Origin of the sequence: Priestia sp. JV24, assembly GCF_025910025.1 — a bacterium.
GTDB lineage: Bacteria > Bacillota > Bacilli > Bacillales > Bacillaceae_H > Priestia > Priestia megaterium.
Map to the genome: position 1 here is coordinate 322719 of NZ_JAPCIN010000022.1, position 16295 is coordinate 339013.

At 38.1% G+C, this 16295-nt stretch carries 20 protein-coding genes; 4 read left to right on the plus strand and 16 right to left on the minus strand.

Features of this window, described 5'->3' with window-relative positions; translation table 11 throughout:
* The first annotated feature begins 58 nt into the window (after nucleotides 1-58).
* Nucleotides 59-661 carry a DUF3885 domain-containing protein gene (locus OK414_RS20925; protein ID WP_013058688.1) on the plus strand — a complete coding sequence of 201 codons (603 nt, stop codon included), beginning with the start codon at nucleotides 59-61 and terminating at the stop codon, nucleotides 659-661.
* Between the two features lie 40 nt (nucleotides 662-701).
* On the opposite strand, the gene OK414_RS20930 is transcribed toward OK414_RS20925, so the two are convergent.
* From OK414_RS20930 to OK414_RS20950, 5 genes are all read right to left on the minus strand, one after another.
* Nucleotides 702-1397: a hypothetical protein gene (locus OK414_RS20930; protein ID WP_263045016.1), complete on the minus strand. Its 696-nt coding sequence runs from the start codon at nucleotides 1395-1397 to the stop codon at nucleotides 702-704.
* Nucleotides 1397-2266: an ABC transporter ATP-binding protein gene (locus OK414_RS20935; RefSeq protein ID WP_034649416.1), complete on the minus strand. Its 870-nt coding sequence runs from the start codon at nucleotides 2264-2266 to the stop codon at nucleotides 1397-1399. Before OK414_RS20935 ends, OK414_RS20930 begins: the two co-directional genes overlap by 1 nt.
* Nucleotides 2263-2631, minus strand: a complete 369-nt coding sequence (locus OK414_RS20940; RefSeq protein ID WP_034649413.1) for a GntR family transcriptional regulator — start codon at nucleotides 2629-2631, stop codon at nucleotides 2263-2265. The genes OK414_RS20935 and OK414_RS20940 overlap by 4 nt, the downstream gene beginning before the upstream one ends.
* A 105-nt stretch (nucleotides 2632-2736) precedes the next feature.
* Nucleotides 2737-3492, minus strand: coding sequence for an alpha/beta family hydrolase (locus OK414_RS20945; protein WP_034649411.1), 756 nt, complete (start codon nucleotides 3490-3492; stop codon nucleotides 2737-2739).
* Between the two features lie 222 nt (nucleotides 3493-3714).
* Entirely contained in the window at nucleotides 3715-4605 is an 891-nt protein-coding gene (locus OK414_RS20950; RefSeq protein ID WP_263045017.1) for a YitT family protein, read from the minus strand.
* A gap of 258 nt (nucleotides 4606-4863) precedes the next feature.
* Here OK414_RS20950 and OK414_RS20955 point away from each other — a divergent pair, with 258 nt between their 5' ends.
* The 3 genes from OK414_RS20955 to OK414_RS20965 all read left to right on the plus strand — a co-directional run bounded on the left by OK414_RS20955 (nucleotide 4864) and on the right by OK414_RS20965 (nucleotide 7240).
* Nucleotides 4864-5673, plus strand: coding sequence for a DUF4397 domain-containing protein (locus tag OK414_RS20955; protein WP_095378679.1), 810 nt, complete (start codon nucleotides 4864-4866; stop codon nucleotides 5671-5673).
* Nucleotides 5670-6293 carry a class F sortase gene (locus OK414_RS20960; protein WP_013084660.1) on the plus strand — a complete coding sequence of 208 codons (624 nt, stop codon included), beginning with the start codon at nucleotides 5670-5672 and terminating at the stop codon, nucleotides 6291-6293. Before OK414_RS20955 ends, OK414_RS20960 begins: the two co-directional genes overlap by 4 nt.
* A 128-nt stretch (nucleotides 6294-6421) precedes the next feature.
* Complete coding sequence (locus OK414_RS20965) at nucleotides 6422-7240, plus strand: glycerophosphodiester phosphodiesterase family protein (protein WP_263045018.1); 819 nt, start codon at nucleotides 6422-6424, stop codon at nucleotides 7238-7240.
* A 27-nt stretch (nucleotides 7241-7267) separates the two neighbouring features.
* Here OK414_RS20965 and OK414_RS20970 read toward each other — a convergent pair whose 3' ends face one another.
* The 11 genes from OK414_RS20970 to OK414_RS21020 form a co-directional block, all read right to left on the minus strand.
* Nucleotides 7268-7954 carry a hypothetical protein gene (locus OK414_RS20970; RefSeq protein WP_034649400.1) on the minus strand — a complete coding sequence of 229 codons (687 nt, stop codon included), beginning with the start codon at nucleotides 7952-7954 and terminating at the stop codon, nucleotides 7268-7270.
* Between the two features lies 1 nt (nucleotide 7955).
* The gene (locus OK414_RS20975; RefSeq protein WP_016765297.1) at nucleotides 7956-8798 is read right to left on the minus strand and encodes an ATP-binding cassette domain-containing protein; all 843 of its coding nucleotides are present in this window, start codon (nucleotides 8796-8798) and stop codon (nucleotides 7956-7958) included.
* A gap of 120 nt (nucleotides 8799-8918) precedes the next feature.
* Nucleotides 8919-9428, minus strand: a complete 510-nt coding sequence (locus OK414_RS20980) for a GNAT family N-acetyltransferase (RefSeq protein ID WP_034649397.1) — start codon at nucleotides 9426-9428, stop codon at nucleotides 8919-8921.
* A 35-nt stretch (nucleotides 9429-9463) separates the two neighbouring features.
* Nucleotides 9464-10669 (minus strand): TolB family protein, encoded by a 1206-nt coding sequence (locus OK414_RS20985; protein ID WP_263045019.1) that lies wholly within the window; start codon nucleotides 10667-10669, stop codon nucleotides 9464-9466.
* Between the two features lie 101 nt (nucleotides 10670-10770).
* The gene (gene yidC, locus OK414_RS20990; protein WP_013058701.1) at nucleotides 10771-11589 is read right to left on the minus strand and encodes a membrane protein insertase YidC; all 819 of its coding nucleotides are present in this window, start codon (nucleotides 11587-11589) and stop codon (nucleotides 10771-10773) included.
* 21 nt (nucleotides 11590-11610) lie between these two features.
* A complete protein-coding gene (locus OK414_RS20995) occupies nucleotides 11611-11883 on the minus strand; it encodes a hypothetical protein (RefSeq protein ID WP_013058702.1) in 273 nt (90 codons plus the stop codon).
* A gap of 211 nt (nucleotides 11884-12094) precedes the next feature.
* On the minus strand, nucleotides 12095-13474 hold the full coding sequence (locus OK414_RS21000) for a sucrose-specific PTS transporter subunit IIBC (RefSeq protein WP_034649390.1): 1380 nt from the start codon (nucleotides 13472-13474) through the stop codon (nucleotides 12095-12097).
* A gap of 180 nt (nucleotides 13475-13654) precedes the next feature.
* Nucleotides 13655-14482 carry a PRD domain-containing protein gene (locus tag OK414_RS21005; protein WP_034649389.1) on the minus strand — a complete coding sequence of 276 codons (828 nt, stop codon included), beginning with the start codon at nucleotides 14480-14482 and terminating at the stop codon, nucleotides 13655-13657.
* A 37-nt stretch (nucleotides 14483-14519) separates the two neighbouring features.
* Nucleotides 14520-15017: a PTS glucose transporter subunit IIA gene (locus OK414_RS21010; RefSeq protein WP_013084668.1), complete on the minus strand. Its 498-nt coding sequence runs from the start codon at nucleotides 15015-15017 to the stop codon at nucleotides 14520-14522.
* A 222-nt stretch (nucleotides 15018-15239) separates the two neighbouring features.
* Nucleotides 15240-15452 (minus strand): hypothetical protein, encoded by a 213-nt coding sequence (locus OK414_RS21015; RefSeq protein ID WP_095378684.1) that lies wholly within the window; start codon nucleotides 15450-15452, stop codon nucleotides 15240-15242.
* A 130-nt stretch (nucleotides 15453-15582) separates the two neighbouring features.
* Entirely contained in the window at nucleotides 15583-16209 is a 627-nt protein-coding gene (locus OK414_RS21020) for an FMN-dependent NADH-azoreductase (RefSeq protein WP_016765302.1), read from the minus strand.
* Nucleotides 16210-16295: the final 86 nt, after the last annotated feature.

Below are 16295 nucleotides of genomic sequence, written 5' to 3' on the forward strand. Positions count from 1 at the left end.
ACGTGATAGACTAAACTCAACATATTAAGTCAGGACTAAACTAAATGAGGTGTTGCGTATGACTACAATGCGGCTTCAATCATACTTAACAACAATGTTTCCAAATGTTCAAATGAAAAGACCTCTTTTTTATAACGCGCCCGCAGGTATCCGCTTTACGCTTACCAATCAAAAAGGTGTGTGGGAACGAGAATATATGAAAAATGTGTACGCACGCGCTTACGAAATTTTTGAGACACTCCATGAAAAAAACGATGAGCTGTTACTTGTTTTCAAAGCGAATGCTGCACAGGATGATTTACTTTTAAAAAAGAAAAAAGAAACAGCTATTAAAAAATTCATTCGCTCTCGCCTGAAGAAACAAGAAGTTCAATCCGTAGCATTATTAAATAACGCTGAGTATATTATTGCGTGTAAAACCAATGATGTGAAAGAAAAGCTTCTTTTGCAATCAATTGCCAACCGCGATCTTCATATTCATCCGGCTATTGAAGAAGAGTGTTATATTGTGAATTTGAATAAAGAAACCATCTTCCACCTATACGACGAGCGCGGGCTGGACATTGTATCGAACAATCAGTCTTCTCTTCAACTTCTTCAGCAAAAGTTTCACGACTGGATTCTAGATATTGATGCAGCTTGCTCTAAAAAAGTACAATAAAAAAAGCAATCATTCAGTAAAGAAATGATTGCTTTTTTTATTAGGCTTGATGGACAGGAGACGCTTTTTTTAAAAACAGCCAGTTGATAAGAAAGAATAGGAAGCTTGCGATAACCATTGTTCCGAATGTAAGTAATAACGACCCATTCGAAAAGCTTTTTATAAAATGAATAACTGGTTCTTTTGTCACTGGAATCGTAAACAATAAAATTAAAACAGCACCTGTGATCATCCCTCCTGTTTGCCCGAATTTGTAAACGATGCTGCCGAGCAAACACGATGCTGCTGTAATAAAAAAGATAAATACAGCGTCCGTTAAAAAGTGAACAGTGACAGTGGAGCCATGAAAGATAAAATCGCTCGCATAATAAAGTTGAATATTCATTAAATTCAAACTATTAATCACCTTTATTGAAATGCTCATGATGACAACATTGATAAGGGACATTACAATTGCAAATAAAGCAAAAACACTGGTCATCGTTAAAAGATATGCTTTACGAGTAGCTCCTAACTTTAAGCAAAAGGAAAAACTTTTTCGAATGATAATAAAACTTACAATACCTGAAAAGATGTACTGCGGCATACTTGTTACTAATAGAAGATGCTCATTCACCTGACTGAAAACGAAAATATCTACTACAACAAAGGCTAACAGAATCGTCCAAAAGCGAATCATTAAATACTTTAGTTCAACGTAGAGCGAATAACTAATGGCGGCAAACTGTCCTTTCATTACGCTACACCTCCACGATTTGCTGTAAGATAAATCATAATATCCTGTATATGAACAGCTTCTATATGAAATGAACTGTCGACAAGCTCCTCAGCATAAATATCTTCATTAAAGAGCACTATTTTTTTCTCTCCTCCGAATACTTGTTCATGGATTACTTGCTTTCCTTTTTCATATTCTTCAATTTGACTTTTAGGTCCTTTCACACTTACACAGCGCTGCTGCAAATTTTCTGCCGTATCCTGAAGAATCAGCTTTCCTTTTTGCATAATGAGTACTTCTTCAAATAAATTACTTACCTCATCAATTAGATGCGTTGAAATAATGAACGTGCGTGGATATTCTTCATATTCATCCAATAGAAGCTCATAAAAACGCGCTCGCATCGCAGCATCAAGTCCAATATAAGGTTCATCAAAGATTGTGATGCTCGTTCGGGAAGATAGCCCAACAATAATTCCTAATGCTGATTCCATACCTTTAGATAATGCTTTCACTTTCATATTACAATCTAAATCGAACTCTTCCATAAGCCTCTCAGCAGCTTCTTCGCTCCAGTAAGGATAAAAAAGTGACGCAATTTTTAACACGTCTTTGACTTTTAATGTTTTTTTGAAATTTCCGCTTTCGTTAATTAAGCAGATGTTTTGCAAAACAGAGCGGTTTTCAAATGGAGATTGATTGCCCACTTTTACCTCTCCTGTCGTAACTGGAATATGCCCGGCTACAATTTGCATCAAAGTCGTTTTGCCCGCTCCGTTTCTACCTAGCAACCCGTATATCTTATTTTTTGCTAGTGTAAGTGAAATGTCTTTTAATACGTGTTTAGATCCATAGCATTTATTTAACAGCTGCGCTTCTATATTCATTTTATTTCCCCCTTGTCTAACAGCTCTTTTAACTCTTTTACCGTAATCCCCAAATGCTGTGCTTCTTTTTTCAGGGGAACAATAAAACGGTTATAAAATTCTTCTTTTCTTTGTGTAAGCAATACTTCTTTGGCGCCCGCACATACAAACATCCCTATCCCTCTCTTTTTATACAATATTCCGTGGTCAACTAGCTGATTAATTCCTTTAGCTGCTGTTGCAGGGTTAATGCGATACATTTTGGCAAATTCATTCGTAGACGGTACTCTTTCTTCTTCTGGAAAAGCATCATTCAAAATATTCTCTTCGATGGTTTCTTTGATTTGTTGAAAAATTGGTCGCTGATGATCTAATGATTGTTTCATTTTGACTACCTCACTTAAGTGGTTCATTACTCATGTAACTAACTATATAACTAACTGGTTATTTTTTCAAGTGTTATTTCCAAAAAAAGAAAAAAAGTCCGTCAGTTAGTTACTGACGGACTTTTTCATTTGACTGTTTAACCACTTGACCGTTCTTTTTACTAGCTCATCCTGCTGCTCTTTAGGGGAAATACTGGCTTTGTTGTCGCCTTTTTGTTTCCCGTACATTCCAAACTGTGCGTGATTAGCTCCTTTTACTTGGACCAGCTCCGTATTTTTTGAAAGTAAATGCTTGGTTTCTTTAATTTTTTCAGGCGTCGACAAACCATCTTTCTCACCGGTTAAAGACAAAATAGGATAAGTGGAAATTGAAAAATTATTTTTATTCATCGGATACGATGCTAAAAGAACTAAGCCTTTTATTGAGTTTTGATGATCATACGCATAAGAGGCTGCACTCACTCCGCCAAGGGAATGCCCTCCGATAAACCATGCGGAAATCTTCGGATAGCTCTTCACAATATCCGTCGCTTTGTTTTGACTAAAAAAACTCATATTAAACGGAGAATCTACAACAGCAACAAGATATCCTTCATTTGCAATTTGCTGAGCATAATAGCCATATGCTAACGGCTCTACTTTAGCACCTTGATAAATAATATAGCCGGCTTTTATCTCTTTGTTCGTTTGAGGCTTGAATACGTAATAATCGTCTTTCTTCACTACTTTTTTCTCATCTACTAGTGAGTGAAGCTGCTTTGAAGGTTCATAATCAAAACCTGACCATATGACAAAAAAAACCACGGTTACTGCAACAAGAACAGCAAGACTGACTCCTACTATTTTTAACGTTTTTTTCATGTCACTCCCTCTTTCTGTTTTTTACTATGTACTCTTTTTATATCTTTTAGACATTTTACATGTTTGTTTTAAAGATATACAAGAAAAAAGAGAGGTTCGATATGCCCAAAGCAGGACGCAGCAGAAGCGACATAAACCATTCCATATACTCGAAACAAAGAGAGAAAATAAAAAGGCTGCTGCATGTAATAACGGGACAGCCTCATTAGCAGACAACCTTCACTAATGAATATCTCGTTTCTTAAACCTTCCTCCCCTGACTTCAGCAATAGCGGCTACAGCAAAAAAAGCAGATGGATCTATCTCATCGATAATCGCTTTTAGCTTTGCTTCTTCAAGCCTGGTAATCACACAAAAAATGACTTTTTTATCATCTCCCGTATACGCCCCTTCCCCATTTAAATACGTGACGCCTCTCCCTAAACGAGCAAGAATTGCTTCGCCAATTTGTTCATATTGTTCGCTGATAATCCAAGCTGACTTAGACTCATCTAAACCTTGAATCACAATATCAATCGTTTTAACAGCAATGAAGTAAGCCATTAAAGAATACATAGCGCGATCCCAGCCAAATACAAAACCGGCACTTCCCAAAATAAATAAATTAAAAAACATAATCGTCTCACCTACGGAGAAAGGCGTACGCTTATTAAATAAAATAGCTAATATCTCGGTGCCGTCTAGCGAACCTCCGTACCGAATAACAATTCCTACTCCCACACCAAGAACAATTCCGCCAAACACAGTGGCTAAAAGAGGGTCACCTGTTAAGACCGGTAAGTCGTGAAAAATAGAGGTAGCAATGGATAGAATGATAACACCTAAAAGCGTAGATAGCGCAAATGTTTTTCCAATTTGCTTGTAGCCAATAAAAAAGAATGGAAGATTTAATACGAAGATATAAAAGCCGATTTGAACATCCGTTAAGTGGGATAAAATAATAGATATACCTACAATTCCACCGTCAATAACCTCATTAGGGACAAGAAAAAATTCTAGCCCGACGGCCATTAAAAGGGCTCCCACTAAAATAAACAGCATGCGCTTTACAATCATTTTAGCTGATAGCGAACGATGAACAACCTTTTTTATTTCATGATTCGTTTGCAGCACATATCTTCCCCTCCTTTTGCGATAGAGACATCAACTACTAACCAAACCCTTATTTTAATATTATCACAAAATTCAAACTATTTATCTGCTCTTTTACAAAAATTCCATCTAATGAAATAAATTATGCATATATTGGATAAAATTGTAGATGATAACAAGTGAATAAATGCCCGAGTACGTTCAAAAGTGAATGCATGCCCACCACTTTTCATACGGGACTAACAGGACAAACTTAGATTAAAAGGAGAGTAAAACGTTATGAACCGTGTAAAGATTATTGCTGCTTCTTTACTCGCAGTTTTATTGCTAGCTTTTTCAGATAATTTCACTTCTGCAGCTGTGCAGGAGGCGATGATACGAGTTGTGCATGCGTCACCTGATGCACCTGAAGTAGATATATATGTGGACAATCAAAGCATCGTAGTCGGCGCATCGTTTAAAGATGTGACGGATTACCTTAAAGTACCTGCGGGGTCTCATAAAATAGAGGTATATGCCATAGGTACAAAAGGAAAAGAAAAACCTGTCATTTCCACTAATGTAACCGTCGAAGCAAACAAAGCCTATACCCTTGCTGCTATTAACCAAGTTGCACACTTGGAATTAAAAGTAGCTCAAGATGATATGAACGTAGCTAAAGGAAAGAGTAAAATCCGAATTGCTCACTTTTCTCCAGATGCTCCCGCTGTTGATGTAGGTATTAATCACGGCCCTACTTTGTTTAAAGACACTGCTTTTAAACAAATGACAAATTATTCTGAAGTAGATGCCGGAACCTATGATTTGACCATTACAACTAGTCAAGACAAGAAAAAAGTACTGGACATTCCAAACCTTAATTTAGAAGCTAACACGGTCTACACAGTGCTTGCTATTAACAAAGCTGACAGTCTTGAAACGCTTTTATTAAAAGATAATACGGCTATGCCTTCTGAAATGCCCAAAACAGGTATGGGCGGTGCTTCACAGGATAATTATAATTCAATTGTGCCGGTTCTTACTTTATTAGGAATTGGAGCGGTCGCTATATTTGTTGTTCGTCGTCACAGAGGATACGAAAGCGAATGAAATGGATAGGAGGGGTTTTCACCTTTTCTTTTATACTATTCATGAGCAGCTGGTTTGCCCAATCAGCAATCGCAAACAGCTCGACGGATTTTGTTGTGAAGATGGCTGAAACAAAATCGGCTCAATCCTTGAAATCTTCAGGAACTGCTTCTACGCCTCTTCCATCTCAGCTTATTATTCCGAAGCTTCATATCAAGGCTTTTATAAAAGGAATGGGCCTTACTAACCAAGGTGAAATGAGCGTTCCTGATAATGGTCATGATGTAGCTTGGTTTAAGCTTGGAGCAAGACCCGGAGAGGAAGGAAATGCGGTCATTGCAGGACATGTTGATGATCAAAAAGGACCCGCTATCTTCTATCATCTCGACAAGCTTACAAAAGGAGACGAAATTCTGGTAACCGATCAGCAAGGGGATCAGCTGACTTTTGTTGTTACCAATAAAGCTTCTTACCCCCGAGATTCTGCTCCTATCAGAGAGATTTTCGGCCCAACTTTTCAACACCAGCTTAATTTAATCACCTGTACGGGAACATTTGATCATAAACAGAAAACTCATGAGCGCAGGCTCGTTATTTATACAAGCCTCCGCCCGGAAAAAACAGCCGATGTTTCTCACTAAACATCGGCGTTTATTACTTTTAATTACATACTCGTTCGTTTTATTTAAATATTTACACAGCCTTAATATGAACACAACATCTCGCTAGTAAACTAATGCACGACCCCTCAATAAAAAGGAGTTTTGATATGAGACGAAAATGGTGGTTTGTAAGCTCACTCACTCTTTGTTTATGCGGTATTTTTATGTTTATACATACGCAGGCAGCTTCTACTCAAGCAGAAAAAGTAGCCATTATTGCTCATCGAGGCGCATCAGGTTATGAGCCAGAGCATACGATGCAATCTTATCTAGCAGCCGTTCAGCAAAAAGCGGATTACATTGAACTTGATCTTCATATGTCTAAAGATCAGCAGCTTGTAGCAATTCATGACTACAAAGTTGACCGAACGACAAATGGAACAGGATATGTAAAACAGTATACAGTGAAACAGCTTCAGCGTTTGAACGCAGGAAAAGGTAATAAAAAAGCCGTCATTCCAACTTTAGAAGAAATATTCCGTACGTTTGGCAATCGAACAAACTATTATATTGAAACAAAATCTCCTCATGAATATCCAGGTATGGAAAAGGAATTGTTGACGCTGATGGCTAAGTACAACATTCATACCAATCACGTCATTGTACAATCATTTAGTCCTGAAAGCTTAAAAACCGTCCATCGATACCGACCTACTATGAAACTAATTCAACTGATTCGTTCTAAGCAAACCAATATGTTAACAGATCAGCAGTTCAGACAAATCAAAACGTACGCGAACGGCATCGGTCCGAACGCAAACACGCTGACAAAACCATATGTACAAAAAGCTCGCTCTTACGATTTAGACGTTCATCCTTATACAGTAAATGACGAAAAACAAATGAGAATACTTATCGAGTGGGGCGTAACCGGTATGTTTACTAATTACCCCGATCGTCTTTATAACGTGCTTCATAATAAATAAACACTTGCCGCGGCAAGTGTTTATTCTTTATACATCTCTTCTATTCGCTCTCCACAAGTACAGGCTAATTAATGCTATGGCATAAAGCAAAGCCCAGCCAAACACCAAAAATTTATTTAATCCTTCGTTAATAAATTGAATGATTGCAGATACGGGTGGCAATACATACAGCAGCAGTCCGCCTCCTTGATACGGAAATGAAACGCCTGCTGCTGCAAGCGTAACGATTAAAATAAATAGAGGTCCAAACCACGATAAGCTGCCTTCTCTTACAACATCTCTTGTGAAAACAAGGCCTATGCTCATACCAAGCAAACTAAACGTCCAGTGAATAATAAACCCAAACACCATTTGCCTAGTGGATATGTCCACTTCAAACATATCAAGGAGCACAGGATAAGCAATGGAAACCGCTGATAAAAATGTAAACAGCAGCGTACAGCTAATAAGCTTGCTCATAAAGTACTTGTTCTTTTTCCCTACATGAAGTTTTGTAATAACTTCTTGACCGGAATCTTCCGCATGAAACAGCGACATCGTAAACCAAGTGGTTAGAAAAAAGAGGAAAAGTGCCGTATTAAAAAAGCTATCAAGCACCGGGTTCGGTCTATATGTATAGTTCATACACAGCGAAATAATATAAAGTGCAAGCGGCGGAATATATCGATACGATTTAATGTATGTAATAAAATGATAGCGGATCAATGCACCCATCTTAAATTTCTTCCCTTTCCATATGATATAGCTTTACAACTTCAGCTTGAACAGCAAGCAATTCTGCAAGAAACTCGTTTACATATTTTTTATCTATATAAAAAATCCAGTAGTTTCCATGCTGTTCAATTTTCGTGCACTTTTCTTTTAATAAGCGAAGCGGCTTATTGAGAATGACATTTGCCTCAATAACCGTTAAATGCTCAATGAGTTGAACGCGCTCATTTTTTAAAATGCGCTGTGAGCCAATGGTGATAACACGATCGGCTACAGCATGAATGAGCCTTTCTTCATGACACGTAAATACAATGGTCATCCCTCGTTCTTTGAGCTTTGTAAAAATTCGTTCTACTTCTAGCTGAGCACGAGCATCTAATCCTGATAGAGGTTCATCAAGCAATAGCAGCTTAGAAGAACTCAGCAGTGCTTGCATCATGTTGACTTTTTGCTTCATTCCTTTTGAAAAAGAAATGATTTCTTCATGTCTAAACTCTACCATTTCGAAAGTTTCGAGCAGCTCTTCAATTCTAGAGCTGCGCTTTTTCTTAGACAATCCTTGAATTCGTCCCATGTGCTGCAAATAACCTGCTAGCGTAAAACGCAGCTCCTGAGGAAATTGTTCCACCACAAATCCAGGCGTACCGGTTTCTTTATGAAGGTGAACTGTCCCTTTAGTCGGTTTAGATAATCCGCCAATCAGCTTTAAAAACGTACTTTTTCCCGCACCGTTTTTTCCAACAATCGCCACAGTCTCTCCTTTATAAAGGGTCGTATGAACGTTTTCTAATACGGTATGTTTTTTGTATACTTTTGCAACATTTTTTAATTCAATCAGTTTTTCCATCTGCTGCCTCGCCTCTCCATAATCCTATATGTTAAATCATAGCATATTTATGGGGAATGTGCTTCCATCTCTATACGTTTCAGCTAAATTTTTCCCTCACAAAAAAAGCCTTTGATATGATCAAAGGCTTTTTATAGACAATACCATATGCTCTTCATCGATAAATTCACCATCTACTTGAAGAGCTCTTTTTTCATACGCATAAGAAGTAAAACCGAGGCTTTTGTATAGGGCTTTTACTCCTTCATTTTTAGCAGCGACGGCCAGGTAGATTTGCAAAACATTTGTTTTTGAAAAAGCTTGTTCAACAGCGGTTTTTAACAACTTCTTTCCAAGACCCTTCCCCCTTGCTTCAGGGGCTACGTACATCCCCCAAATATCTCCCTTATGCTGAACTTTTAAAGGCTTTTGCTGCTGAAACCCTACGATCCCCACAAGCTGTTTTTCCATAAAAGCTCCTACTACAAATTCTGATTGGCTGCTTGGAAAATAATTTCGGATGTCAGCAATTTCTTTTTCATATTCTTCTTCATAACTTAAAATAAAACTTTCGGGATGATCTTTTAAAGCACGAAGACGGAGTTCAAAGTACATGTCAGCGTCTTCTTTTACCAACAATCGTATATTCATGTTTTCACCTTAGTTTCTTATGTTTTAATTAGCTATTAAGGGTTGTACACGCTAAATACTTCATTCCACCGATACAGCTCATAATAATTTCCCGGCAGGTCTAAGCCTGAAATAAGTACCTTATCATTTTTCGTATCTTTTACGCGTGTTAAAAGATTTGCTTGTTTTCGATTTGTACGAATCCACATTGTTTGATTCGTTGCTTTATGATAAACAGGCGCATAATCTCCTAAGCCTTTTTGTGGAAATGTGAACTGACTTTGCTTATTGGTCTTTACGTCCATGCTATACAAAAAAGGCAGCGGCCTCTTTTTTTCATCATTCGACCACCCTGCTTCGGGCACACGTGAAATGATGATGTTATCTTTTTCTGTCCAAGTAAAATCCCAATCTGCGAAGCCTTTTGGAGTAAACACATGTTCTTTAAAAACCGGCATCTCTTTTAAAGTGAACTTTTTATTTTCAGTGGCAAACCTTCCTTCCCCATCAATAAATGCCAGTACTTGCTCTTCATTACTCCACTTAAACCAATTAGGTACATTAAGCATATCTCCCACTACTTGAAAAGCTTTCCCTTCTTTTGTAATGATGCACAGCTTATTTGCATCTGCAGACATCGAAGCCGTTGGAATAGCGATAAAACTAATCCATTGACCGTTAGGAGACCATTTGAAGCTGCTTGTTGTATACGCAAAAAACGAATCATTTTCTGCCGGGAGCGTCGTAAAAGCCTCCACTTTTTTTACATCTAACCCTGCATATTTGCTCACTGTATATAGCTTTACCGGTCCCCATCCCGTCGGCGCCAGCGCAGCAGCTGACGTAATTAAAAATCGATCTCCTTCTGGAAACCATGAAAACTGATCAACCCCTACGGCTACACGCTTCTTTTCATGCGTTTTAACGTTGTAATATACTAAGATTCCATTCGAAATATACGCAAGTTCCTCAGCAGCCGGTGACCATTGATAATGAGTCACATCATGTTCAACAAGTAGCGGTTTTCCTTTTAACGGTGCAATCATTAAAGAATCATTTTCTGCATAAGCAACTATATCTCCATGTGATGACCATTGAGGCATAGAGGCATGACGGGCATAGGATAACTGCCTTTCGGTACCGTTATCATATACCCATAGGTTTCCTTGCCTTATAAAACTGACCTTCACTGTATTGGCAGCATTTATTTGCATAGGGAACAACATAAGAAAAAGCAGACATAACGCTATTTTTTTCACCATGTTCACTCCTGTCTTTTTTTATAGCGTTACACAAATCTCCTCATCTCATCACTTTTTTGAAAAAATAAAAAAGCGCAGCGAATAGCTGCGCTTTTTGTATATTATGATTTTGACTTAGATTTTGGTGATGGTTTTGTTTTAGCTTGTGCTGTATTATTAGCTGCATCTTTTTCTTTTAATAAGCTCATACGTTTTTTCAAGTAGTAACCTTGTCCAATTCCGAATAAGTTACCAATTACCCAATATAATGCAAGAGCAGATGGAAGTGAAATTCCCGCTACTAAGATGAAGATTGGCATAATGTTCATCATCATTTTCATTGGAGGTTGAATTTCATCCGTCATACTTACACGAATTTGTAAGAATGTCGTAATCGCTGCAACTACCGGTAAAATGAAGTAAGGATCTGGCTTTCCTAAACTTACCCATAAGAATGAATGCTGTGCAATTTCATGCGTTCGTGCAATGGCATTATAAAATGCGATAATAATAGGCATTTGAATAAAGATTGGCAAACATCCGCCAACCGGATTAATTTTATGCGTTTGGTAAAGCTGCATCATTTCTTTTTGCTGCTTTTGCTGTGTTTCAGGATCTTTTTTACCAGCATATTTCTTTTGAATCTTTTCCATCTCTGGACGAAGTGCTTGCATAGCCATCGTGCTCTTTTGCTGTTTTAAAATAAGCGGCAATAGAACTAAACGAATGATAACCGTCGCAATAATAATAGACAGACCATAGCTTCCGCCTGCCCACTCAGCAATTTTCGTTAATGCCATTGATAAAGGGTAAACAAAATAATGATCCCAGAACCCGCCGCTTGTTGCGGTTACTGGTGTTTTTGTGCTGCTACAGCCGGCTAGAGCTAAAAGAAGCGCTCCCATTAAACCAAGCAATAATAATTTTTTATTTCTTTTCATATTCTTTCCTCCTAATAATGACTAAATGTATGAAGTGTTTTTCAGAAGGAAAGGATCTTCTTCATCATTATTCTTCTCTTTAACTGGTGTTTTTCTATACACATGTATAAATACATTTCGTCTTTTCCATATTGTTAATACTGAAGGATCAATCCCTGCATTCACATGGTCGGTGACAGGTTCCGCATGAAAAGCCGTAAACCTAGCTTCACGAAGCATATAATAACAAAGGATGTATAAAACGAAAGCAGATAAATACGGCGCATATAGAAAAAGATCGTGATAAAATTCCATGTGCCAGCTCTCTTTCTGACTATAATAGTACAATCCAATATATGTAGTGTAGCATTTACGTTCCTGTTACACAACATCAACTTATCTCTTTGACTGTTCTACGTATTACTTTTTAAAAAGTTTCATATTTACGACACAAAATTTGCTCACCATAAAATATGATGAGCAAATCTAATACCATTCTCTATTCTCGTATACTTACCGATGGTTCTCAGTCTTCTTTTAGTTTCATGAACCACGTAACACCGAATGCAACACCTACAGAAATAATCATACCAATGATATAGTGAATTAAATTACTCATACCAAGCGGCGCAGCAATGGCCATCATTGGAATACCTGTAAGTCCGTAGGCATTGGCTACTACGTGCATAAGTACAACATAGCCTCCTCCGGCTGCTCCGCCTATAGCCGCAGCAATAAATGGCTTGCGAAGTCTTAAATTGACGCCGAAAATAATCGGTTCTGTAATTCCTAAGAAGGAAGAAATAGCCGCTGGAATCGCAATTTTTTTCGTTTTGGCATTTTTCGTCTTAAAGTAAACAGCCAGCCCTGCTCCTCCTTGCGCCACGTTCGCGCAGGCCCAAATAGGAAGTAGGAAGTTAACGCCAATCTTCGGATTAGCAAGCAGTCCTGCTTCAATAGCATGAAAACTATGCTGCAAGCCTGTTAATACAATGGTCGAATATAAGCCGCCAAACAAAATTCCTGCAAACACTCCGGCTACATCGTATAAAGACTGAAGGCTGATCGAAATTAAGTCTCCAATATAGCGACCGAAAGGACCAATAAACACAAGTGATACAAAGCCTGTGATAATAACAGTTAAAAAAGGCGTAACAAGTAAATCAACCGAATTCGGCACAATTTTCCGGAGTCCCTTTTCAATTTTACTCATAACGTAGATAGCCAATAAAATCGGAACGACCGTACCTTGGTAGCCAATCAGCGGAATACTTAAGCCAAACAAATCCATATATTCTGGCTTAGCATCTGCTAATGTCCACGGATTTAATAACATCGGATGCGTTAAGATCCCTCCTATAACCGCTCCTAGATAAGGATTTGAACCAAATTCTTTTGCAGCTGAAAACCCGATTAAAATCGGTAAAATGATAAATGCTGCGCCTGAGAACATATCCAACAACACAAATAACGCGCTATCTTCTGAGACCCAGTGGAACGCTTTCATCATCCCGAGCAGTCCCATTAGTAAACCACTGGCTACAATGGCTGGAATAATCGGAACAAAAATATTGGAAAGCATGCGGGCAAAACGGGCAAATGGGTTCATTTTCTTTTTCATTTCTTCTTGATGATCCGCTGGGGCAGCAGCCTCGTCATCACCTAATTCTTTCACAAAAGCAGCATGGATTTTATTAACGAGACCGGTTCCAAAAATGATTTGAAACTGTCCTGAATTTGAAAAAGCCCCTTTTACATCTTCTATTTCATCTAAACCTTTTTGATCGATTTTGCTTTCATCTCGAATAACGAGGCGCAAACGCGTAGCACAGTGCTGCGCACTAGCAATATTTCCTTTTCCTCCTAAAAGCGGAACAAGTTTTTCAGCAATTTCTTTTACGTCCATCTTACTTCCTCCTTTTTGTATGTCATAAAAAAAAAGCAAGACCTAAAACACACTTATAAAAGACACACTTGTCCTTCATGCGCATTCTAGGTCTTGCCTGCTTTACCAGTCACAATCCCGATTATTCAATTAATACGCTTTCATTGTACTCAAAGCAACAATATTCGTCAATGTTTTTTTCTATATTCTTTGCTCTATTCGGCAAATGTGAAGCGTGATATATCCTAACTCCGCTTCTGGAAAATTAATTTCGTACTCATCTTTGACAAATTGCTTGATCGTTTCAGCACACTGATACGATTTTTTATATTTGACTTTTAATACGTTAAGCATCTCTTCATCCATCTCATGAAAGGGTTCATTTTGCGCTAAACGGTTTAACGCAAAGCGCAAGTGAGTCAGCAGCCGCTGATAGGACATGCTGTTTTCATCAATCTCCATATTCAGCTCTTTTTTTATAATCGTAACCATTTCATTAATAATCGTTGTATTCATCATGAGCTGCTGCATTCCCGGTGAATTCAGTTTCGCCGTATGAATATGAAGCGCAATATATCCCGCTTCGTCAATCGGCATCGTGATATCTAGTCTCTTTTTGATATGCTTAAGAGCCCATACTCCTATTGCATACTCAGGCTGATAGAGAGATTTAATTTCATTAAGCAATTTATTTTGTATGGAAATTCCGCGGGCTATCCTTTCGACAGCAAAGGATAAATGATCGCTCAAAGTAATATGCACATGATGACTTAATGTAGCAGAAAGCTGCTGTTCAGCATAAGAAATGATTTCTTCCGCCACTTGAATATGCTCTTCAGGAAGGTTTTTTAATAGTTCTTGAAACTTTTCCTGCTCTTCTTTCATGACAAAGACTTTCTCCACTTTTGCAGCATTAATAAGATCATTTTTACCTTTTTGAAAAGCAATACCGGGACCCATCGCAATTTTTTCAACTCCGCCTTCTTTAAAGACAACGGCGTTGTTATTTAACACTTTTAAAATCTTCAAATGCGCTCTCCTTTCTTAAAGGAAAAGGCCTTGCTAATTACTTCATCGTTACTTTTGCACAAGCCGTTTCGCCTTTTTGAACCGTCCCTTGAGCCAAAATTTCGAAACTTTCACTTGCATCACTGTTTGTAATAACGATTGGTGTGATAATGCTTTTCGCTTTTTCTTGAATAAGCGCTAAATCAAATGTGATAAGAGGTGTTCCTACGCTTACTTTGTCACCTTGTGCCACGTGAGCTTCGAATCCTTCGCCTTCCATTGCCACTGTTTCAAGGCCGATATGTATTAATACTTCCGTACCGGCTTCTGTTTTTAAGCCTACCGCGTGTTTTGTATGGAAAAGCTGAACGACTTCCCCAGCAACAGGTGAAACAACTTGTCCTTCTGAAGGTTCGATTGCAAAACCGTCTCCCATCATCTTCTGTGCGAACACTGGATCTGGCACTTCGCTGATTGGCAGGATATTACCTGAAAGCGGAGCTAGAACGGTTGTTTCTTTTGATTTTGTCTTATTACCAAATAATTTTTTAAACATCTCAATCACCCTTTTTTAGATTGTACTTGTAGCATACCCCAATGATTCTGCAGAAAAACTTCCCCTATCCCGATGTTACGTTAACATGGTCATTATTTAACCATGCTTTTTTGGTCTTGTAAATAAAAATGTATAAGCGCTTTTATAAGAAGCACGTTCTCTATGCTGCATTTTATGTAACCCTTTGCACATTTTCTGAAGGAGGAATATTGAATTTTAAACCTAAAAAAGAGATTGAGACATAAAAAAATGAATCCAATCTAAAGACGAACAACTCGTATACATGAGCCGAACCGCTTTTGACACCGCAGTTGATTTCCGTGCAAGACTTCGCTTTCCGCGGGCGGTCGCTGAGCCTCCTCGTCGCATACGCTCCTGTGGGGTCTCACCTATTCCGCTTTTCCCGCAGGAGTCTTCGGCTTGCCCTCCAATCAACTGCTAGAAAGACTTACAAACATGAAACCTACGTTTACCGTAACAAAAAAAACGAACCACTAATCAAACATCTTGATCAGTGGTTCGTTTTTCACTTCGTCTAAAATTCTTTTGTCCCAGCCTCTTGAGATTAGAACGTTGACGCAACTTCTTTTGCTTTTTCAGATGCTTTTGCTAGAATATTGTCTGCTTCTGCTGGTGTGTAAGCCATGCCTTCTGCAACAACCAGGTGGAAATCTTGAACCCCAATGAAGCTCATCACTGTACGTAAATAGCTTTGAGTAAATTCTAGCTCTGCTGCTGGGCCTTCTGAGTACACGCCTCCACGAGCTTCTAGTAATACTACTTTTTTATCTGAAGCTAATCCTACTGGACCGTTTTCAGTATATTTAAACGTTTTTCCTGCAATTAAAATGTTATCAATATACGCTTTCATTAGTGGAGGGAAGCTTAAGTTCCACATTGGAGCTGAGAAAATAACTTTGTCAGCTTGTAAAAACTGCTCTACTAATTCACCCATACGCGTTACTTTTTCTAATTCAACAGCTGATAATTCTTCACCAGCTCCAGCTTTTCCCCATGCCGCTAAAACATCTCCATCAATGAATGGAACTGTTTCTTTATACAAATCAAGCGTTGTCACTGTATCAGTCGGGTTTGCTGTTTTATACTCATCTAAGAAAACCTGTGCTAAACGAGTTGAAAATGATGCTTCATCAACCTGCGGATTTACTTTTACATATAATACATTTGCCATAAATGTCATCTCCTAAAAAGTGTATATTATCATTAATTCAAGATATTACTAAACAAATTATCTTTAATTCGAGATTTATTATATAA

What these genes read in the sequence shown, in the direction of transcription:
- OK414_RS20925 (WP_013058688.1), top strand. Translation starts at nt 59, where the DNA reads ATGACTACAATGCGGCTTCAATCATACTTAACAACAATGTTTCCAAAT.
- OK414_RS20930 (WP_263045016.1), bottom strand. Translation starts at nt 1,397, where the DNA reads ATGAAAGGACAGTTTGCCGCCATTAGTTATTCGCTCTACGTTGAACTA.
- OK414_RS20935 (WP_034649416.1), bottom strand. Translation starts at nt 2,266, where the DNA reads ATGAATATAGAAGCGCAGCTGTTAAATAAATGCTATGGATCTAAACAC.
- OK414_RS20940 (WP_034649413.1), bottom strand. Translation starts at nt 2,631, where the DNA reads ATGAAACAATCATTAGATCATCAGCGACCAATTTTTCAACAAATCAAA.
- OK414_RS20945 (WP_034649411.1), bottom strand. Translation starts at nt 3,492, where the DNA reads ATGAAAAAAACGTTAAAAATAGTAGGAGTCAGTCTTGCTGTTCTTGTT.
- OK414_RS20955 (WP_095378679.1), top strand. Translation starts at nt 4,864, where the DNA reads ATGAACCGTGTAAAGATTATTGCTGCTTCTTTACTCGCAGTTTTATTG.
- OK414_RS20960 (WP_013084660.1), top strand. Translation starts at nt 5,670, where the DNA reads ATGAAATGGATAGGAGGGGTTTTCACCTTTTCTTTTATACTATTCATG.
- OK414_RS20965 (WP_263045018.1), top strand. Translation starts at nt 6,422, where the DNA reads ATGAGACGAAAATGGTGGTTTGTAAGCTCACTCACTCTTTGTTTATGC.
- OK414_RS20970 (WP_034649400.1), bottom strand. Translation starts at nt 7,954, where the DNA reads ATGGGTGCATTGATCCGCTATCATTTTATTACATACATTAAATCGTAT.
- OK414_RS20975 (WP_016765297.1), bottom strand. Translation starts at nt 8,798, where the DNA reads ATGGAAAAACTGATTGAATTAAAAAATGTTGCAAAAGTATACAAAAAA.
- OK414_RS20980 (WP_034649397.1), bottom strand. Translation starts at nt 9,428, where the DNA reads ATGAATATACGATTGTTGGTAAAAGAAGACGCTGACATGTACTTTGAA.
- OK414_RS20985 (WP_263045019.1), bottom strand. Translation starts at nt 10,669, where the DNA reads ATGGTGAAAAAAATAGCGTTATGTCTGCTTTTTCTTATGTTGTTCCCT.
- yidC (WP_013058701.1), bottom strand. Translation starts at nt 11,589, where the DNA reads ATGAAAAGAAATAAAAAATTATTATTGCTTGGTTTAATGGGAGCGCTT.
- OK414_RS20995 (WP_013058702.1), bottom strand. Translation starts at nt 11,883, where the DNA reads ATGGAATTTTATCACGATCTTTTTCTATATGCGCCGTATTTATCTGCT.
- OK414_RS21000 (WP_034649390.1), bottom strand. Translation starts at nt 13,474, where the DNA reads ATGGACGTAAAAGAAATTGCTGAAAAACTTGTTCCGCTTTTAGGAGGA.
- OK414_RS21010 (WP_013084668.1), bottom strand. Translation starts at nt 15,017, where the DNA reads ATGTTTAAAAAATTATTTGGTAATAAGACAAAATCAAAAGAAACAACC.
- OK414_RS21020 (WP_016765302.1), bottom strand. Translation starts at nt 16,209, where the DNA reads ATGGCAAATGTATTATATGTAAAAGTAAATCCGCAGGTTGATGAAGCA.